The organism is Oceanimonas pelagia, from assembly GCF_030849025.1.
In the GTDB taxonomy this organism is placed as follows: Bacteria; Pseudomonadota; Gammaproteobacteria; order Enterobacterales; family Aeromonadaceae; genus Oceanimonas; species Oceanimonas pelagia.
On record NZ_CP118224.1, the window covers coordinates 1,323,471 to 1,340,652 of the forward strand.

At 59.7% G+C, this 17,182-nt stretch carries 17 protein-coding genes and 1 tRNA gene; 9 read left to right on the forward strand and 9 right to left on the reverse strand.

What is annotated here, in order from left to right; all coding sequences use genetic code 11:
- Positions 1–33: 33 nt before the first annotated feature.
- Both phaC and glnS read left to right on the forward strand, forming a co-directional pair.
- Positions 34–1,812: a class I poly(R)-hydroxyalkanoic acid synthase gene (gene phaC, locus PU634_RS06240; RefSeq protein WP_306763200.1), complete on the forward strand. Its 1,779-nt coding sequence runs from the start codon at positions 34–36 to the stop codon at positions 1,810–1,812.
- Between the two features lie 134 nt (positions 1,813–1,946).
- Positions 1,947–3,608, forward strand: coding sequence for a glutamine--tRNA ligase (gene glnS, locus PU634_RS06245; protein ID WP_306763201.1), 1,662 nt, complete (start codon positions 1,947–1,949; stop codon positions 3,606–3,608).
- A gap of 86 nt (positions 3,609–3,694) precedes the next feature.
- On the opposite strand, the gene fur is transcribed toward glnS, so the two are convergent.
- Positions 3,695–4,126: a ferric iron uptake transcriptional regulator gene (gene fur / locus PU634_RS06250; RefSeq protein ID WP_306763202.1), complete on the reverse strand. Its 432-nt coding sequence runs from the start codon at positions 4,124–4,126 to the stop codon at positions 3,695–3,697.
- A gap of 441 nt (positions 4,127–4,567) precedes the next feature.
- On the opposite strand from fur, the gene PU634_RS06255 reads away from it, so the two are divergent.
- Positions 4,568–4,810, forward strand: coding sequence for an LPP leucine zipper domain-containing protein (locus PU634_RS06255; RefSeq protein ID WP_306763203.1), 243 nt, complete (start codon positions 4,568–4,570; stop codon positions 4,808–4,810).
- A 107-nt stretch (positions 4,811–4,917) separates the two neighbouring features.
- On the opposite strand, the gene PU634_RS06260 is transcribed toward PU634_RS06255, so the two are convergent.
- From PU634_RS06260 to PU634_RS06280, 5 genes are all read right to left on the reverse strand, one after another.
- Positions 4,918–5,826, reverse strand: coding sequence for a L,D-transpeptidase family protein (locus PU634_RS06260; RefSeq protein ID WP_306763204.1), 909 nt, complete (start codon positions 5,824–5,826; stop codon positions 4,918–4,920).
- Between the two features lie 98 nt (positions 5,827–5,924).
- A complete protein-coding gene (fldA, locus tag PU634_RS06265) occupies positions 5,925–6,452 on the reverse strand; it encodes a flavodoxin FldA (protein ID WP_306763205.1) in 528 nt (175 codons plus the stop codon).
- Positions 6,453–6,496: 44 nt separating this feature from the next.
- On the reverse strand, positions 6,497–6,781 hold the full coding sequence (ybfE, locus tag PU634_RS06270; protein WP_306763206.1) for a LexA regulated protein: 285 nt from the start codon (positions 6,779–6,781) through the stop codon (positions 6,497–6,499).
- 3 nt (positions 6,782–6,784) lie between these two features.
- The gene (locus tag PU634_RS06275; RefSeq protein WP_014292715.1) at positions 6,785–7,006 is read right to left on the reverse strand and encodes a DUF2788 domain-containing protein; all 222 of its coding nucleotides are present in this window, start codon (positions 7,004–7,006) and stop codon (positions 6,785–6,787) included.
- Positions 7,007–7,062: 56 nt separating this feature from the next.
- The gene (locus PU634_RS06280) at positions 7,063–7,827 is read right to left on the reverse strand and encodes an alpha/beta fold hydrolase (protein WP_306763207.1); all 765 of its coding nucleotides are present in this window, start codon (positions 7,825–7,827) and stop codon (positions 7,063–7,065) included.
- A gap of 121 nt (positions 7,828–7,948) precedes the next feature.
- On the opposite strand from PU634_RS06280, the gene PU634_RS06285 reads away from it, so the two are divergent.
- The 4 genes from PU634_RS06285 to PU634_RS06300 all read left to right on the forward strand — a co-directional run bounded on the left by PU634_RS06285 (position 7,949) and on the right by PU634_RS06300 (position 12,336).
- Positions 7,949–8,461: a replication initiation regulator SeqA gene (locus PU634_RS06285; protein WP_371319626.1), complete on the forward strand. Its 513-nt coding sequence runs from the start codon at positions 7,949–7,951 to the stop codon at positions 8,459–8,461.
- Between the two features lie 23 nt (positions 8,462–8,484).
- A complete protein-coding gene (pgm, locus tag PU634_RS06290; RefSeq protein WP_306763208.1) occupies positions 8,485–10,128 on the forward strand; it encodes a phosphoglucomutase (alpha-D-glucose-1,6-bisphosphate-dependent) in 1,644 nt (547 codons plus the stop codon).
- 134 nt (positions 10,129–10,262) lie between these two features.
- Positions 10,263–11,288: a succinylglutamate desuccinylase gene (gene astE / locus PU634_RS06295; protein WP_306763209.1), complete on the forward strand. Its 1,026-nt coding sequence runs from the start codon at positions 10,263–10,265 to the stop codon at positions 11,286–11,288.
- A 184-nt stretch (positions 11,289–11,472) separates the two neighbouring features.
- Positions 11,473–12,336 carry a hypothetical protein gene (locus PU634_RS06300; protein WP_306763210.1) on the forward strand — a complete coding sequence of 288 codons (864 nt, stop codon included), beginning with the start codon at positions 11,473–11,475 and terminating at the stop codon, positions 12,334–12,336.
- Positions 12,337–12,431: 95 nt separating this feature from the next.
- On the opposite strand, the gene PU634_RS06305 is transcribed toward PU634_RS06300, so the two are convergent.
- Both PU634_RS06305 and PU634_RS06310 read right to left on the reverse strand, forming a co-directional pair.
- Positions 12,432–13,217 (reverse strand): nucleoside-binding protein, encoded by a 786-nt coding sequence (locus PU634_RS06305; protein WP_306763211.1) that lies wholly within the window; start codon positions 13,215–13,217, stop codon positions 12,432–12,434.
- Positions 13,218–13,483: 266 nt separating this feature from the next.
- Positions 13,484–14,047 (reverse strand): HPP family protein, encoded by a 564-nt coding sequence (locus tag PU634_RS06310; protein ID WP_306763212.1) that lies wholly within the window; start codon positions 14,045–14,047, stop codon positions 13,484–13,486.
- A gap of 133 nt (positions 14,048–14,180) precedes the next feature.
- On the opposite strand from PU634_RS06310, the gene PU634_RS06315 reads away from it, so the two are divergent.
- Together PU634_RS06315 and PU634_RS06320 are read left to right on the forward strand one after the other, a co-directional pair.
- On the forward strand, positions 14,181–14,381 hold the full coding sequence (locus tag PU634_RS06315) for a hypothetical protein (RefSeq protein WP_306763213.1): 201 nt from the start codon (positions 14,181–14,183) through the stop codon (positions 14,379–14,381).
- A gap of 53 nt (positions 14,382–14,434) precedes the next feature.
- Positions 14,435–14,525: transfer RNA gene (locus PU634_RS06320), tRNA-Ser, on the forward strand.
- Between the two features lie 75 nt (positions 14,526–14,600).
- On the opposite strand, the gene PU634_RS06325 is transcribed toward PU634_RS06320, so the two are convergent.
- Positions 14,601–17,180 (reverse strand): TRAP transporter permease, encoded by a 2,580-nt coding sequence (locus PU634_RS06325; RefSeq protein WP_306763214.1) that lies wholly within the window; start codon positions 17,178–17,180, stop codon positions 14,601–14,603.
- Between the last annotated feature and the right edge of the window lie 2 nt (positions 17,181–17,182).

The following is a 17,182-nucleotide window of genomic DNA, read 5'->3' on the forward strand; positions in this document are numbered from 1 at the left end:
CGGCGGTTACCTTTTTACGCAGGGAGGGAGACAATGCAGCAGAACATGTTTGAGGGCGGCGACCCCATTCGCCAGTTTTTTCAGTGGAACGAGACCGTCTGGTCCGATCTGCAAAAGGCCAGTCTGGGTGACAACCCGGTGACGCAGGCCCTTTCCCGGGTCAATGCCGAGGATCTGAACACCTTTTATGAAGTGGTGGCCAGCAATCCGGTGCGCCTGCTCGATATGCAGATGCAGTGGTGGCAGGGCCAGCTGGCCATTTGCCAGAACAGCATGGTGCGGGCGCTGGACCGCAGCGCCGAGAGCGTGATTGCCGATCCGCCCGGTGACCGTCGCTTTCAGCACCAAAGCTGGAAGGAGGATCCCAACTTTGATTTTCTGCGCCAGTCCTACCTGCACTTCGCCAGTTCCCTGATGCAGACCCTGGAAGTGGTGGAAGGCCTGCCGGATCCGGTGCGCCAGCGGCTGATCTTCTTTTTCCGTCAGACCATCAATGCCCTGTCGCCCAGCAATTTCATCTGGAGCAATCCCGAGTTGCTGCATCGCACCCTGGAAGAGAAGGGCGCCAACCTGGTCAAGGGCATCCGCCTGTTTCAGGAGGACCTGGCCAACAGTGCCAATCTGCTGAAAATCCGCATGACCCGCCAGTCCGCCTTTGAGCTGGGCAAGGATCTGGCCACTACCCCGGGTGAGGTGGTGTTTCGCAACGATGTGTTTGAGCTCATTCAGTACGGCGCCAGCACCGAGCAGGTGCATCAGACGCCGCTGCTGGTGATCCCGCCCTTTATCAACAAGTTCTATATTCTGGATCTGCGCGAGCAGAATTCCCTGGTGCGCTGGCTTCGGGATCAGGGCCACACCGTGTTCCTGATGTCCTGGCGTAATCCGGGCAGAGAGCAGGCCAGCATCGGCTTTCAGGATCTGATTAACGCCGGCACCATGGAGGCCATTCGGGTCATTGAGCGCATTACCGGCGAAAAGGAAGTCAACGCCATCGGCTACTGCATCGGTGGCACCCTGCTGGCCAGCACCATGGCGCTGTACGCCGCCCGGCGCATGAAGCCGCGCGTGAAAAGCGCCACCTTCCTCACCACCCTGCTCGATTTCACTCAGCCGGGAGAGGTGGGGGTCTTTATCAACGAGCCCGTGGTCAGCGCCATGGAGCAGATGAACGACGCCCAGGGCTATTTCGATGGCCGCCAGATGGCGGTGACCTTCAGCCTGTTGCGGGAAAACAGCCTGTACTGGAACTACTACATCGACAATTACCTGAAGGGTGAAGAGCCGGCGGACTTCGACATTCTGTACTGGAACAGCGACAGCACCAACCTGAGCGCCACCTGCGCCAGCTTCCTGTTGCGGGATCTCTACCTCGACAACAAGCTCAGCAAGGGCGAGGTCAAGGTGGGCAACTTCGGGGTGGATCTGTCCAGGGTACAGACGCCGAGCTATTTTCTGTCGACCAGGGACGATCACATCGCCCTGTGGGATGCCACCTTCAAGGGCTCAAAGCTGCTGGGTGGCGACACCACCCTGGTGCTGGGCGAATCGGGCCATGTGGCCGGGGTGGTCAATCCGCCCACCAAAAACAAGTACGGCTACTGGCTGAGCGATGCAGGTTTTGAGTCGCCAGAGCAGTGGCTGGCTTCGGCCAGGCGCGAAAGCGGCTCCTGGTGGCCCCACTGGCAACAGTGGGTTGCCCCTCACCTGGGCAAGCAGGTCGCCGCCCGGGCCATTGGTAACGCCGAGTGTCCGGGGCTGATGCCGGCCCCGGGCCGGTATGTGCAGCAGACCCTGCCCATAGCAGAATAATAATCAGCCGCCTGCGGGCGGCTTTTTTGCTTTTGGGGGCAATATCGGGGCCGGCCTATTGAGCCTCGTGCCGGAATCATGGATCATGGTTGTTTGATCCCATCACACCATATTCCAGTTTTGAGGTGCATTGAATGAGTCAGGCGGACCACAGTCCCAGCAATTTCATTCGTCAGATCATTGATGAAGATCTGGCCAGCGGCAAGCATCAGTCGGTGCAGACCCGCTTTCCTCCGGAGCCGAACGGCTACCTGCATATCGGCCACGCCAAGTCCATCTGCCTGAATTTCGGCATCGCCGAAGATTACCAGGGAAAATGCAACCTGCGCTTTGACGACACCAACCCTGAAAAGGAAAGCGTGGAATACGTCGAGTCCATCAAGCGTGACGTACAATGGCTGGGCTTTCAATGGAGCGGTGACATTCATTACTCCTCCGACTATTTCGAGAAGCTGTATGGTTACGCCGTTGAGCTGATTGAAAAGGGGCTGGCCTATGTGGACGAGCTGACGCCCGAGCAGATCCGCGAATACCGTGGCACCCTGACCAGCCCGGGGCGCAACAGCCCTTACCGCGACCGGCCGGTGGAAGAAAACCTCGCCCTGTTCACCCGTATGCGCAACGGTGAGTTTGCCGAAGGCACCGCCTGCCTGCGCGCCAAAATCGACATGGCCTCGTCCTTTATGGTGATGCGGGATCCGGTGATCTACCGGGTGCGTTTTGCCCATCATCACCAGACCGGTGACCAGTGGTGCATCTATCCCATGTACGACTTCACCCACTGCATTTCCGATGCGCTGGAAGGCATTACCCACTCCCTGTGCACCCTGGAGTTCCAGGATAACCGCCGGCTCTACGACTGGGTGCTCGACAACATCAGTATCGACTGTCATCCGCGCCAGTACGAGTTTTCCCGGCTCAACCTGGAATACACCGTCATGTCCAAGCGCAAGCTCAACCAGCTGGTGGTGGACGGCCATGTGGAAGGCTGGAACGATCCGCGCATGCCCACCATTTCCGGCCTGCGCCGTCGCGGTTACACGCCGGCGGCCATTCGCGAGTTCTGCCGTCGCATCGGCGTAACCAAGCAGGACAACACGGTGGAAATGGGCATGCTGGAAGCCTGTATTCGGGATGATCTCAACGAAAACGCGCCCCGTGCCATGGCGGTGCTGCGGCCGGTGCGGCTGGTGATTGAAAACCTGCCCGAAGGACACGAGGAAATACTCAAGGCGCCGAATCATCCGAACAAGCCCGAGATGGGCGAACGTGAGCTGCCCTTTACCCGTGAGATCCTTATCGATCAGGAAGATTTCCGCGAGGAAGCCAACAAGAAATACAAGCGTCTGGTGCTGGGCAAGGAAGTGCGTCTGCGTAATGCCTATGTGATCAAGGCCGAACGGGTGGAGAAAGATGAGGCCGGTAACATCAGCACCATTTACTGCAGCTACGACCCCGACACCCTGGGCAAGGATCCGGCCGACGGCCGCAAGGTCAAGGGAGTGATCCACTGGGTGTCTGCCAGCCACGGTGTGCCGGCCGAAGTGCGCCTGTACGATCGTCTGTTCAGCGTGCCCAACCCGGGAGCGGCCGAGTCCTTTGAGGCGGCGCTGAACCCGGCCTCACTGCAGGTGCTGAGTCAGGCTGTGGTGGAGCCCTCGCTGGCGGCGGCGCAGGCGGAGCGCGCCTATCAGTTCGAGCGGGAAGGCTACTTCTGCCGCGACAGCGAGTCAGACGGCCTGGTGTTCAACCTCACCGTGGCCCTGCGCGATTCCTGGGGCAAGGAAGAGGCCTGAGCCTCACAGCCCGGGCTTGGCGCCCGGGTTGCTGAAACCAAAAAAGCCGCAGATGTCTGCGGCTTTTTTATTGGGTGGACAACGGTTTATTCGTCGTTATGGCTGCACTCGTCGTTGGTGCAGTGACCGTACAGATACAGGCTGTGGTTGGTCAGCTTGATATTGAACTGGGAGGCGATATCCCGCTGACGCTGCTCGATGACCTCGTCGTGGAACTCGATCACCTTGCCGCAGTCGAGGCACACCAGGTGGTCGTGGTGCTCCTGGGTGGCCAGTTCAAACACCGACTTGCCGCCTTCAAAATGGTGGCGGGTCACGATGCCGGCATCGTCAAACTGGTTCAGTACCCGGTACACGGTGGCCAGGCCGATCTCCTCGCCCTGATCAATCAGCAGCTTGTACAGCTCTTCGGCACTGACATGCTGGGTTTCGGGTTGCTGCAACAGCTCCAGGATCTTGACCCGGGGAAGTGTGACCTTGAGTCCTGCTTTTTTCAGTGCTTGGTTGTTATCGGCCATAAAATCAACGATTCGCATTTCATTTGGGTATTGATGTCAATTTTGCGTCTTCCTGCCGCTAAAGGCAACCCGAATTCACTTTGAGCCCAAAAGGGCGTCATGGCCATTACCGTTGGAAGGGACGGTAACCACGAAACAAGCAGAGGATTTGTTTGAAGCATGATGGACTCGACGAAATCCGACGCTACGCGCCGGTGGGCGATGAGTAATTTTTTGCGTTTGATATTATGATGGTGAATGAAAAGCGTGCTGTGCTGCCCCTATATGAAGTAAAAACCCAGGCTGGGTAAAAAAGCAGCAAACAGACGCTAAATCATGGCGTTAAGCAAAAATTCCTAATGTCATGGTCTATAAAATAATTTGCGGTGAGTAGGGAACTTCGTTCATACTTAGCTCGCCAATGTGGTCTTTTTGACTCCCATTTAAAACAAGGAGCAGGTAATGCGTAATAAAATGATGATGGTTGGTGGTGTTGTTGGTGCCCTGATGCTGGCCGGTTGTAGCTCCACTACCGCTCTGGAAGAGAAACTGGACAGCCTGGCTCAGGACGTTCAGGCCGTTCAGCAAGGTCAGCAATCCAACGCTGCCAAGATCGACCGTCTGGCTGCCGACGTTGCCGAAGCTCGCGCTTCTGCCGACCGCGCCAACTCTCGCCTGGACCAGATGGGCCGTTACACCAAGTAATCGCCTCTCTTCCAAAATTAAAAGGCCTGACGAAAGTCAGGCCTTTTTTTATATCTAAAACGACGTTTAAAAAATGGAGGGCGGCCCGCAGGCTCGCCCCCATGCTCTCAGTAGTAGGTCTGGCCCACCAGTTGCGGCGTTGCCTGTTGCTGGCTGATGATGCGCTCCAGGGTGCTTCTGTCGAGGCCGTTCTGCAGCAGCGGCTCCAGCTGGCTCATGTCGATGGGGCGGGTATCCACCTGGCCTTCCGCGGTCAGCGGCTCGTGAGACTCCACAAAGGTCTGGCCATAGGCGTCCGTGCTGACCTTCAGCGACTGGTTGACGATCTGCACTCGCGTGCCCTTGTCGACCTGGGCGAACAGCCACTCCACGTGCTCCGGATACATGCGAATGCAGCCGGCGCTGGAGCGCAGGCCCACGTCCAGCGGATCATTGGTGCCGTGGATCAGGTATTCACCACTGCCGTAGGCCAGGCGCATGGCGTACTTACCCAGGGGGTTGTCGGGGCCGGCCGGCACTACCGCCGGCAGGGGGATGCCCTTGGCGGCATATTCCCGCCGAGTGTTGGCGGTGGGGGTCCAGGTGGGGTTTTTCCGCATCTGGGAAATGGAGGTCACCATTTCGGGCGTGGCCCGGCCTACCCGGCCGATGCCGATGGGAAAAACATAAACTTCATCGCCACTTTCCGGGTAGTAATACAGTCGCAGCTCCGCCAGGTTGATGACAATGCCTTGGGTTTCGGCCCGGGGCAGCAGCATCTGGTTCGGGATCACCACCCGGTCTCCCGGACGCAGCAGCAGCAGATCCCGCTCCGGATTGGCGGCCATGATCAGAATGGGGCTGACGCCGTAATAACGGGCCAGGCCGGCCAGGGTGTCGCCATCCTGGGCGGTGTGCACAAGAATTTGTCCTACCGGCTGGCCCCGGTCCTCGGGCAGGGGCAGGGGGCGCACCGAGGCTTCGGCCAGGGACACCGGCAGCAGCAGGCTCAGCAGTATGGCGCTTAACAGTTTCATTGCTTGGTTCTCTCACTTCGGTTGAAGCCGGGATCATACCCTTGCTGTACAAAAAAGGGATGCGCCCGGCGCATCCCCTAAAGACCCGGTTTGTCGCGTTATGCTTCCAGCTCTTTCAGACACATTTCTTCATAAATCTGCTTGCACCAGGCTTTCACCCTGTCCTGGGTCAGCTCGGGCTGGCGATCCTCGTCGATGCCCAGTCCCACAAAGTGGGCATCGTCCACCAGGGCGCGGGACGCTTCAAAATCGTAACCCTCGGTGGGCCAGTGACCGATGATAATGGCGCCCCTGGGCTCGATGATGTCTTTCAGGGTGCCCATGGCGTCGAGGAAGTACTCGGCATAGTCTTCCTGGTCGCCGCAGCCAAAAATGGCAACCAGCTTGTCGTTGAAATCGATTTGCTCCAGCTCGGGAAAGAAATCGTCCCAGTCGGCCTGGGATTCACCGTAATACCAGGTGGGAATGCCCAGCAGCAGCAGATCGAAACCGGCGATGTCTTCCTTGGTGCTTTTGGCAATATCATGAACCTCGACCAGATGCTTGCCCAGCTCTTTCTGGATCATCTTGGCCACGGCTTCGGTATTGCCGGTATCACTTCCAAAAAACAGACCTACACTTGCCATAATTATGCCGTACCTGTTGAGAATGGTGTTATCGAAACCTGGCCCTAGTCCTTACCCTGCGTCGCCAGTTGCTGCAACAGCAGGGCATGGATCAGCTCGGCTCGGCTGAGCCGGCGTTCATTGGCCAGAACATTGAGTTTGCTGAACAGTTGTTCATCTACCTTCAGCTCAATGCGCCGAAGACCGCGTTCGCGGTCCCGCTTGAGCTGATTGCGCTTGTTGAGCTTGAGCTGAACCTGCCGGGGCAGGGGATTGGTTTTGGGTCTGCCGGGCCGACGGTCGTCGGCGAACAGGTCCAGCGTGGTTCTGTCTGCTTCTTGCTTGGCCATGGATCAGCCCAGACCACCGCTTTCCCAGGCCGCCTCGATAATGCCCTTGGCGATAAAGCCGGCACAGCCGAGAAACAGCACCAGCCACACCACAAAGCGACCAAATTTGGGCACGTTACCGCGCTTGAGCACATCCTGAATGGCCAGCCCGATCAGCAGAAAAATGGCCACGAAAAACAGCTTCAGCCCCAGGCTTTCCAGCAGCTCGATTTGATCCAATGACATTATGTTGACCGACCGTTAAGAATGGGCGCCACTATAGCATAAAGCGCCAAAGCCTGTTAACTGACTGAGCGCAGGAAATCCTCCACCAGGCGGTTGAATGCCTGCGGTTTTTCCGCGTGCAGCCAGTGCCCGGCACCCTGTATGACGCGGGCGCGGGCGTGAGGAAACTGGGTCAGCACTTCGGGCTGATGCGCGGGCAGCAGATAATCGGACTCGCTGCCCTTGATAAACAGCACCGGACCTTCAAAGGGTGCGGGCAGGCCGGGCCAGCCCATGATGTGGTCGTAGGCAGCGCGCAGGGCCGGCACATTAAAGCGCCAGTTGGCCTCGCCGGGCACAAAGGACTTGAGCAGAAACTGGCGCACGCCGGCGATGGCAACATGTTCGGCGAGCACGGCGTCGGCGTCCTGGCGGTGATGGCAGCCGGCGTCGATCACCGCCTGCAGCCCGGCGAACACGTTTTGGTGGCGGGCCTCGCGGTAGGCCACCGGCGCCATGTCGGCCACCACCAGGGCACGCACCCGTTCGGGGGCCAGGCCGGCGGCCATCATCACCGCCTTGCCACCCATGGAATGGCCGACCAGGACGGGTCTGTCCAGTTGCAGCCGTTCACTCAGCTCGAGAATGTCTTCGGCCATGGCGGCGTAGGTCATTTGCTGGCTGCGGGGAGACTGGCCGTGGTTGCGCAGATCCACGGTGATGACATCAAAGTGTTCGGCGAGGGCGCGGTTCAGGCCATTGAGGTTATCCAGGCTGCCAAACAGGCCGTGCACCAGCATGACCGGCACGCCCTGGCCCTGACGGCGATAGTTGAGTTGCATGACATCATGTTTTGATTGAAGGACAAGGGTCATATTGTTGCCCGGGTCACTCCCGGGCGCAACCCGCTTGGGCCGGACCCCGGCTCCATGTATAATCGCCCACTCTTCACTGGGAGTGGATATGCCAGAAAAAATGATGAAAACCATAGAGGTGGATGAAGAGCTTTACCGTTATATCGCCAGCAATACCCGGCATATCGGTGAAAGTGCCTCGGACATATTGCGCCGTCTGCTGAATCTGGAAAACAAGGCCGACGCCGACCCCAGGCCGGTTGCCGCACCTGCCGTCACCCAGGGTGAGGGCGTGCGTCACATGCTGGCCTCCGGGGTTCTGGCGGCGCAGGATTCCGCCATTGAACGCTTTATGACCATACTGGCGGTGCTGTACCGGGAAAATCCGGCCGCCTTTGCCCAGGCTTCCGACATCAAGGGCCGCAAGCGCATTTACTTTGCCGACTCCGAGGCCGCCCTGCTGGCGGCGGGCAACACCACCAAGCCCCGAGCCATCGAGGGCAGCCCCTACTGGGTGATCACCAATACCAATACCGGCCGCAAGCGCAACATAGTGGCGCAGCTGATGGCCGCCATGGGCTATGCCCACGGGCTGATCGAGCGGGTCAGCCAGAGTATCTGATGACGTCAAGGACCGAATAACACATGAGCACGCACCCCAGAGCGGGCCAGCCGGCAGAAGCCGGTGATCTGGTCAACATTCCTCAACTGATGGCGGCCTTTTACCAGCTGGTGCCCGATGCCGCCGTGCCCGCACAACGGGTGGCCTTTGGCACCTCCGGACACCGGGGCTCGGCCCTGGATACCAGCTTTAACCAGGCACATATTCACGCCATTTGCCAGGCGGTGGCGGAATACCGCCGGGAACAGGGGATGGACGGCCCGCTGTTTCTGGGCATGGATACCCATGCCCTGTCGGAGGCGGCCTTTGGGGCGGCGCTGGAAGTGCTGGTGGCCAACGGCGTGGAGGTGCGGGTGCAGCAGGGCGGAGGCTATACGCCCACGCCGGTGATCTCGCATGCCATTCTGGGCCATAACCGGGCCGGCAACGGCGGCGTGGCCGACGGCATTGTGATCACCCCGTCTCACAATCCGCCCCGGGATGGTGGCATTAAATACAACGGCCCCGACGGCGGGCCGGCCAGCGCCGAGGCGACCGGGCGCATTCAGCAACGGGCCAACGAGCTGCTGGCCGCCGGCAATGCCGGTGTGCGCCGCCTGCCCTTTGCCGAGGCCCGCGCAAACGCCGTGCCTCACGATTATGTGGCCAACTATGTGAGCGAGCTGGCCGACGTCATCGACATGGCCGCCATACGCGAGGCGGGCATTCGCATTGGCGTGGATCCCTTGGGGGGCTCGGGACTGGCTTACTGGCCGCACATTGCCGAGCGTTATGGTCTCGACATTACCGTGGTCAATCCACGCCAGGATGCGGATTTCGGTTTTATGCCCCTGGATCACGACGGCAAAATCCGCATGGACTGCTCCAGTCCCTGGAGCATGACCAGCCTGCTGGCGCTGAAGGACCAGTTCGACATCGCCTGCGGCAACGATCCCGACTACGACCGCCACGGCATTGTGGATGCCGACGGCCTGATGAACCCCAATCATTACCTGGCGGTGTGCATTCATTATCTGTTTACCCACAGGCCCGAGTGGCCGGCGAACCTGGCGGTGGGCAAGACCCTGGTGTCGTCTTCCATCATCGACCGGGTGGCGGCCAGTCTGAACCGGCCGTTGATGGAAGTGCCGGTGGGCTTCAAATGGTACGTTCAGGCCCTGATGGCGGGGGAGCTGGCCTTTGTCGGTGAAGAAAGCGCCGGTGCGTCTTTCCTGCGTCGCAACGGCGGCGTCTGGACCACCGACAAGGACGGTTTTATTCCCTCCCTGCTGGCGGCGGAAATGCTGGCGGTGACCGGCAAGACCCCGCACCAGTATTACGCCATGCTCACCAGCGAGCTGGGGCGTCCTTATTACCGCCGGGTGGACGCTCCCGCCAGCCATGAGCAAAAGCGGGTGCTGGCCGGGCTGAGCCCGGAAGATGTGCAGGCCGACACCCTGGCCGGTGATGCCATTGTCGCCCGCCTCACCGCCGCTCCCGGTAACGGTGCCGCCATCGGGGGCCTCAAGGTGGTCACCGGGCAGGGCTGGTTTGCCGCCCGTCCCAGCGGTACCGAGCAGGTCTACAAGATATACGCCGAGAGCTTTCGCAGCGAGGCGCACCTGGATCAGCTGATCGCCGAGGCCCGTGGCCTGGTGGATGCGGTGTTCGTCAGGGCCGGTGTCTGAGCCCGTGCGGCCGGCCATCATGGCCGGCCCGCTTCTTCTTCCTTGTTCAAACCACAAGCTTTAGACATTGATACTGAAATCGTGTTTTATTGCATATGAATATATTGCAATGAAATGGAATTTTGGAGGTATCTATGAGCGGAAGCCGGCTTGAACATTTTCTTGAACTCAGCAGACAGTATCCCTGGCACCTGGCCCCCTTTACCGAGCGGCTGGCCGACGGCACCCGTGCCGAAGTGTGGGACACGGGCGTTCTGTGCCTGGAGCCGGCCTCGCCGGGGACGCGGGATATTGTCATTTCCTGTGGCATTCACGGTAATGAAACCGCGCCCATCGAGCTGTGTCAGCGCCTGTTGCAACAACTGGTGACCGGCCACCTGAAGTGCCGGCAGCGGCTGTTGCTGATCTTCGGCAATCCGGCGGCCATGAATGCCGGCGTGCGGGAGCTGGAAGAAAATCTCAATCGGTTGTTTTCCGGGGCTCACGCCCGGGGTGAGAAAACCAGCCGGGAGCGGCAGCGGGCGGCGGCGCTGGAAGGTTATGTCACCCGTTTTTTTGAGGCCCGCTCCGGCAGCGAACGGCTGCATTACGATCTGCACACCGCCATTCGGCCGTCTCTGCACGAGAAGTTCGCGGTCTACCCCTTTACCCACGGTGCGCCCTACAGCCGTAACCAGCTGGCGTTTCTGCAGGCCGCCGGGGTGAATACCATTCTGCTGTCCCAGGCGCCCACCACCACCTTCAGTTACTTCAGTGCCCACGCATTCGGCGCCCATGCCTTTACCCTTGAGCTGGGCAAGGTCATGCCCTTTGGCCAAAACGACGCGCGCCGGCTGGCAGACATGGCGCATTGCCTGAGTGCGCTGCTGTCTACCCCCGGCTGGCAGCCGCCGGCGCTGAAGCTGGCCGAGCTTGAGGTGTTTGACGTCAGCCAGGAGATCATCAAGCACAGCGCGGACTTTCGCTTCAGTTTTAACAATGATGTATCCAATTTCACGTCCTTTGAGCCCGGTGCCCTGCTGGCAAGTGACGGTGAACACCGCTGGTATGCCCGGACCAGCGGCGAGGCGGTGGTGTTCCCCAATGCCGGGGTGGCGCTGGGCCAGCGGGCGGCGCTGATGGTCTCGCCGGTGCGGCTGGGCGAGGGGCAACTGGTATGAAAAGCGTCAGGGGAATGGGATTTTTTTGAAGCTGATTCACTTTTGTAAACAAAATGTAGATTTTTGGTGTGTCATTGTGTAATCATTCAATTGCTGAAATGTGGAATGCAATAAAGCACAAAAAAATACTATTTTGTATCCATGTCAGGATTCACCCTTTGAACCATGTGAAGGAATCACGGTTATGAAGCACACCTGCAAGCGCGTTTTCACCCTGTCTGCCCTGGCCCTGGCCGTTTCTGTTGCTCCCCAAGTGAGCGCGGCCACCTGGTCCGACACCTATATCGGTTATCGGTACGGTACCGAATTTACCGAGCCGAGCAACCCCAATGATGTGGAGAAGCATGTACTGCAGCTGACCCATGCCAGCGGCTATGCCTACGGCCAGAACTTCTTTAATCTGGATATTCTGCAGTCCGACGACATGGATCCGGCCAACGGCAGCGCTCGTGGTGAAGGTGATGGCGCGCTGGAAGCCTACCTGACCTACCGTCATCAGCTGCACCTGGGCAAGGTGTTTGACACCGATCTGAGCTTTGGCCCGGTCAAGGAAGTGGCGGTGACCGCGGGTGTTGATCTCAATACCAAAAACACTCAATTTGCTCCGCGCAAGCAACTGCTGGTGGTGGGCCCGACCCTGAAGTTCGGCCTGCCCAAGGGCTTTGCGGATCTGAGCCTGTTTTATGCCTATGAACGTAACCATTGCGGAGCTCCTTTCTGTCAGCAGAGCGATATCAGTTTTGATCCCTACTACATTGTGAATCTGGCCTGGGGCGTGCCCTTTAATGCCGGTCCGGTACCCATGAAGTTCCAGGGCTTCGGTAACTACAACGGCGCCAAGGGTAAGGATTACAACTTTAACGAAACCAAGCCGGAAGTGCTGGTGCGCACCTCGCTGATGGTGGACGTGGGTCAACTGGCCTTTGACAAGAGCAACACCCTGTGGGCCGGCGTGGGTTATGAATACTGGGACAACAAGTTCGGTAACCACGGCAAGCCGGGTGTGGACACCCGTGCCCCGACCTTCCAGCTGGAATACCATTTCTGAGCCGGCATTGCCTGACGGGTTAAACCCCCTTTCCCTGTGTAATGAAAAAGAGCGCCTCGGCGCTCTTTTGTTGTTGGGTACTTGTGGTTGGGGGCTCAAAAGCGCCAGACCGCCAGGCCCTGTACGGCGCTTTCGGTCACCGCGCTGCCGTACTTGTTATGCCAGTACTGGTATTCCACTCCCACAAACAGCCGCTGGGGCTCATTGAACAGGGTTTTACCCAGATCGTAACGCAGCTGGGGCTGGGCCAGCACATGGGCCTTGACCCTGTCGCCAAACTCGTTGGTGCGGCTGCCGATGTACTCAAGATGACCTTCCAGGCTGAAGTCGTGGTTGCCAAGGCCAAACGGAAAAGCCCAGGCGGTGTCCAGCATCCAGCTGTTGCTTTCCTTGGGGGCACCGCCGCCGGCAACACCGACATTGTCGTCGATATAGGCGGTGATCAGGGTATTGAAGAAGGCGGCTCCGGGCACATCCAGGGCCAGCTGCACACCGGGCAGATACTTGCGTACCTTGCTGTCGCCGCCGGCGTTTACGCCCATGACGATGCCTACATCCTTAACCGGGCCAAAGCTCAGGTCGCGGCCGCTGATCTTACCCAGGCTGAAGTTGAAATAGCCTTCGCCATACCAGTCGCGCTGGCGCCGGTCGTCCTTCCAGTCGGCGTAGTCAACAAAAAAGAAATTGTCGCCGTACTTCCAGCCGCTGGCATGTTGCAGGGTGTAAATGTTGGTGGTTGATGTTTGATCCGGGTTTGCGCCAAAGGGCTGTTGTTTGAGCTCACCCAACTGGTAGTGCAGCTCGGTGGTACTCCAGTCGGCAGCCTGGGCCGGCATGCAGCCGGTGGCAATCAGCAGCGCCAGGGCGGATTTTTTTATCATGACTTCCTGTTCCTTTGTGTCCGTTGTATTGAAGAGGGTAAGCAAAGTGCCATAAATGCGGGTCACATTTGGGCACAAAGGATGTTACTTATCTGTAACAATGATGGTTGTGACGCTGGTCACAAAATGGATATTAATCTTTATATGAAGAATCTTGTCATGGAGATTTGTGGCGGCGGAAGGTGATGGATTCCCGCCTTCGAAGGGAGTGAGGGGCAGGTGACGGCGAGGCAGACAAAAAAGGAGCCCTTCGGCTCCTTTTGCTGTTAATCGGCGACCGATCTGGCTTTTGCCGTTTGAGGTGCCGGCGTTTCCCGGGAAGGTTCTTCGAGCGGCGGTTTGCCGGCCCGGGCAGACTTGGGGCCAAACGGATAGCGCCTGTGAGTAAACACATAATGATAGGCGCTGGCAAAGGCCACCATGAACAGGGTGCCGGCCAGGGTGGGCAGAATAAAATCCAGCGGGCTCAGGTGCGCGCCCGACAGGTAAATCAGAATGGGGTTGGCGCCGGCGGGCGGGTGCAGGGTGTCGGTCAATACCATCAGGGCCAGGCCCAGACCAAAGCAGATGCCAATGCCCAGCATGGGGTCGGGGATCAGTCCAAGGCCGGCCACGGTCAGGCAGGTGGTCAGCAGGTGGCCGAGGATCACGTTTTTGGGCCGGGACAGGGGGGCCGAGGGCAGCAGCAGCAGCAGTACCAGGGTGGCGCCCATGGGTGCACTCAGTACCATGAAGTGGGTCCAGTCTTTCAGATAACTCAGGCAGATCACGGCGGTAAAGCCGGCAACTCCGGCCAGACTGGCGTCGCGCAAACGGTGTTTAAAGTGCATCGAGACCTCGTGAACAGGATGTTTTTATAATCTATGCTCATAAAGCAAACGGCTAAATTGTATTTATAATGCATATAAAATAAAAGCCCGTCCTCTTTGGTAAATGCGCATTACTGATGCAAAGGAGAAGGCCATGAGTGAGCATGAAGCCTTGCGCAAGGCGCTGCACTGGCTGACCGAGCAGCCCCGAATCGATGCGGCCGCCATTGCCGAGGCCAGCCGGCACTTTGATCTGTCGCCCCTTGATGAGCAGTTTCTGCGAGACTATTTTCTGAGGCAGCTCAGACAAGCCCCCTCAAAAAAACCTCAAAGTGATGATTTGAAAAGCAATTGAGCCGGCGCCCTCTTTACAGTACAAGGCGGGCCGCAGTATGATGCGCCGGGTCAGGAGGGGTGGCAGAGTGGTTGAATGCACCGGTCTTGAAAACCGGCGTAGGTTAATAGCCTACCGTGGGTTCAAATCCCACCTCCTCCGCCAGACACCAAAAAGCCCGCTGCATTTGCAGCGGGCTTTTTTGCGTCAGCAGGCCGGCCATCGGGGCCGGCCTTGTGCTCAGCCGGCTTCGGCCAGCCGGCGCCGGCGTTGCAGCCAGGCCACCAGTCCGGCCAGCGCCAGGGCGGGAATAAACATCCACTCCTTGTCGGGCCGGTCCGATGGGCGTTGCAGCGCCACGATTTCCAGATCGAAGTCCACCCCCAGCCGCTCGGCCTGGCTGCCAAAGTCGACCATGTCGATGATCACCTTGTCATCCTGAGTGCGCAGGCTGCTGATGCCGGTGCTGGCCAGGCGTTCAGCTGCACCGGGCCGGCTGGCGTCGAAGTTGAGCTTGACGATTTTGTTCACCGGCTCGCCAAACAGGTTGTTGCCCCCCAGCTGCAGAATAATCGATTCGCTGGCGGGCAGGCTTTCCACCACCTGCTCCCACCGGCTGGCCTCATACTGGGTCATGGGGGGGAACAGCCGGTCCCAGAAAAAGCCGGGCCGGAACAGGGTAAAGGCCACCAGCAGCAGCGCCAAGGTCTCCCACCAGCGGCTTTTCACCAGCCAGAACCCCTGGGTGGCGGCGGCAAACAGCAGCATGGCCCCCAGGGCGCTGGCAATGGTCAGCAGCAGGCCGGCCCAGCTGTCGATACCCAGCAACAACAGTTGGGTGTTGAAGATGAACATGAAGGGCAGAATGGCGGTACGAATGTCGTAGGTGAACCCCTGAATACCGGTTTTTATCGGATCCGCCTTGGCAATGGCGGCGGCGGCAAAGGCCGCCAGCCCCACCGGCGGCGTGTCGTCCGCCAGTATGCCGAAGTAGAACACAAACAAATGGACCGCAATCAGCGGCACAATCAGTCCGTGCTGGGCCCCCAGGTTGACGATTACCGGTGCCATCAGGGTGGACACCACGATGTAATTGGCGGTGGTGGGCAGGCCCATGCCCAGCAGCAGGCTGATGACGGCGGTGAAGATCAGCATCAGCAGCAGGCTGCCACCGGAGATAAACTCCACAAACTCGGTCATCACCAGGCCGATGCCGGTGAGGGTCACGGTACCCACCACAATACCGGCGGCGGCGGTGGCCACGCCGATGCCTATCATGTTGCGGGCGCCGGTCACCAGCCCCATCAACAGATCAAAGGCGCCTTCCCTCAGCATGCCTTGGGATGCTTCCTTGCGGAACAGGGCCTTGAGCGGCTTGTGGGTCACCACGATAAACATCATGAACAGGGTGGCCCAGAAGGCCGACAGCCCGGGCGACAGCCGCTCCACGGTCAGGCACCACACCAGCACCACGATGGGCAGCAGATAGTAGATGCCCGACTTGAAGGTGGGGCCGGGCTCGGGCATGTGAATATCCGGGTTTTCCGGATCGTCCATGGCCAGGTCCGGCAGCCGGGCCGACCAGGCCACCAGCGCCACATAAATGATCAGCGCCAGCACACTCAGCACCCAGGTAGCCAGAGGGCCGAACAGGGTCTTGGTCCAGCCGATGCCGTAATAGACTCCCGCCGACAGCAGCATCAGGCCGATGATGATGGTCAGAAAGCCGGCCAGGCGCTGGGCCAGGGTGCGCTGACGGCGCTGCTGCAGCGGCTGCATGCCGGCCTTGATCGCTTCCAGGTGTACGATGTAAATCAGTGCCGCATAGGAGATCAGCGCCGGCAGTATGGCCGCCTTGATCACCTCAATGTAAGAAATGCCCACGTACTCCACCATCAGAAAGGCGGCGGCGCCCATGATCGGCGGCGTCAGCTGGCCGTTGGTGGAGGCGGCCACTTCCACTGCGCCGGCCTTGGTGGCGGGAAAGCCGACCCGTTTCATCAGCGGTATGGTAAAGGTGCCGGTGGTCACCACGTTGGCGATGGAGGAGCCCGATACCAGCCCCGACAGTCCCGACGACACCACCGCCGCCTTGGCCGGGCCGCCGCGCAGGTGGCCGAGCAGGGAAAAGGCCAGCTTGATGAAGTAGTTGCCGGCGCCGGCCCGCTCCAGCAGGGAGCCGAACAGCACAAACATGAACACAAACGAGGTGGATACCCCCAACGCCACGCCAAATACCCCTTCGGTGGTCAGCCACTGGTGGGTGACGGTACGGGCCAGGCTGGCGCCCCGGTGGGCGATGACCTCCGGCATCCAGGGGCCGGCAAAGGTGTAGAACAGAAACAGGGCCGCCACCACCATCAGCGGTGGCCCCAGCGCCCGGCGGGTGGCTTCCAGCAGCAGCACCATGCCGATGCAGGCCACCACCAGATCCTGCATGATGGGCAGGCCCGGGCGGCTGGCCAGCTCCCGGTAGAACAGAAACAGGTAGGCGGCACAAAAGGCGCCCACCAGGGCCAGCGCCCAGTCGTGCCAGGGAATGCGGTCCCGGGGCGAGTGGGTAAGGGCGGGAAAGGCGGTGAACGACAGGAACACCGCAAACGCCAGGTGAATTGAGCGGGCCTCGGTATCGTTGAAAATGCCGGCATTGAACATAAACGGCAGGGGCGAGACATACCACAGCTGAAACAGGGCCCAGCACAGGGGCACCAGCAGCAGCACCCAGTGGCCAATGCCGGTGGGATGACGACCGCCGGTGTCGGCCTGGGCCAGCATCTCCTCCAGTTTGTGCCGGGTGTTGTCCTGAGGCGGATGGGACATTA

What these genes read in the sequence shown, in the direction of transcription:
- phaC (WP_306763200.1), top strand. Translation starts at nt 34, where the DNA reads ATGCAGCAGAACATGTTTGAGGGCGGCGACCCCATTCGCCAGTTTTTT.
- glnS (WP_306763201.1), top strand. Translation starts at nt 1,947, where the DNA reads ATGAGTCAGGCGGACCACAGTCCCAGCAATTTCATTCGTCAGATCATT.
- fur (WP_306763202.1), bottom strand. Translation starts at nt 4,126, where the DNA reads ATGGCCGATAACAACCAAGCACTGAAAAAAGCAGGACTCAAGGTCACA.
- PU634_RS06255 (WP_306763203.1), top strand. Translation starts at nt 4,568, where the DNA reads ATGCGTAATAAAATGATGATGGTTGGTGGTGTTGTTGGTGCCCTGATG.
- PU634_RS06260 (WP_306763204.1), bottom strand. Translation starts at nt 5,826, where the DNA reads ATGAAACTGTTAAGCGCCATACTGCTGAGCCTGCTGCTGCCGGTGTCC.
- fldA (WP_306763205.1), bottom strand. Translation starts at nt 6,452, where the DNA reads ATGGCAAGTGTAGGTCTGTTTTTTGGAAGTGATACCGGCAATACCGAA.
- ybfE (WP_306763206.1), bottom strand. Translation starts at nt 6,781, where the DNA reads ATGGCCAAGCAAGAAGCAGACAGAACCACGCTGGACCTGTTCGCCGAC.
- PU634_RS06275 (WP_014292715.1), bottom strand. Translation starts at nt 7,006, where the DNA reads ATGTCATTGGATCAAATCGAGCTGCTGGAAAGCCTGGGGCTGAAGCTG.
- PU634_RS06280 (WP_306763207.1), bottom strand. Translation starts at nt 7,827, where the DNA reads ATGCAACTCAACTATCGCCGTCAGGGCCAGGGCGTGCCGGTCATGCTG.
- PU634_RS06285 (WP_371319626.1), top strand. Translation starts at nt 7,949, where the DNA reads ATGCCAGAAAAAATGATGAAAACCATAGAGGTGGATGAAGAGCTTTAC.
- pgm (WP_306763208.1), top strand. Translation starts at nt 8,485, where the DNA reads ATGAGCACGCACCCCAGAGCGGGCCAGCCGGCAGAAGCCGGTGATCTG.
- astE (WP_306763209.1), top strand. Translation starts at nt 10,263, where the DNA reads ATGAGCGGAAGCCGGCTTGAACATTTTCTTGAACTCAGCAGACAGTAT.
- PU634_RS06300 (WP_306763210.1), top strand. Translation starts at nt 11,473, where the DNA reads ATGAAGCACACCTGCAAGCGCGTTTTCACCCTGTCTGCCCTGGCCCTG.
- PU634_RS06305 (WP_306763211.1), bottom strand. Translation starts at nt 13,217, where the DNA reads ATGATAAAAAAATCCGCCCTGGCGCTGCTGATTGCCACCGGCTGCATG.
- PU634_RS06310 (WP_306763212.1), bottom strand. Translation starts at nt 14,047, where the DNA reads ATGCACTTTAAACACCGTTTGCGCGACGCCAGTCTGGCCGGAGTTGCC.
- PU634_RS06315 (WP_306763213.1), top strand. Translation starts at nt 14,181, where the DNA reads ATGAGTGAGCATGAAGCCTTGCGCAAGGCGCTGCACTGGCTGACCGAG.
- PU634_RS06325 (WP_306763214.1), bottom strand. Translation starts at nt 17,180, where the DNA reads ATGTCCCATCCGCCTCAGGACAACACCCGGCACAAACTGGAGGAGATG.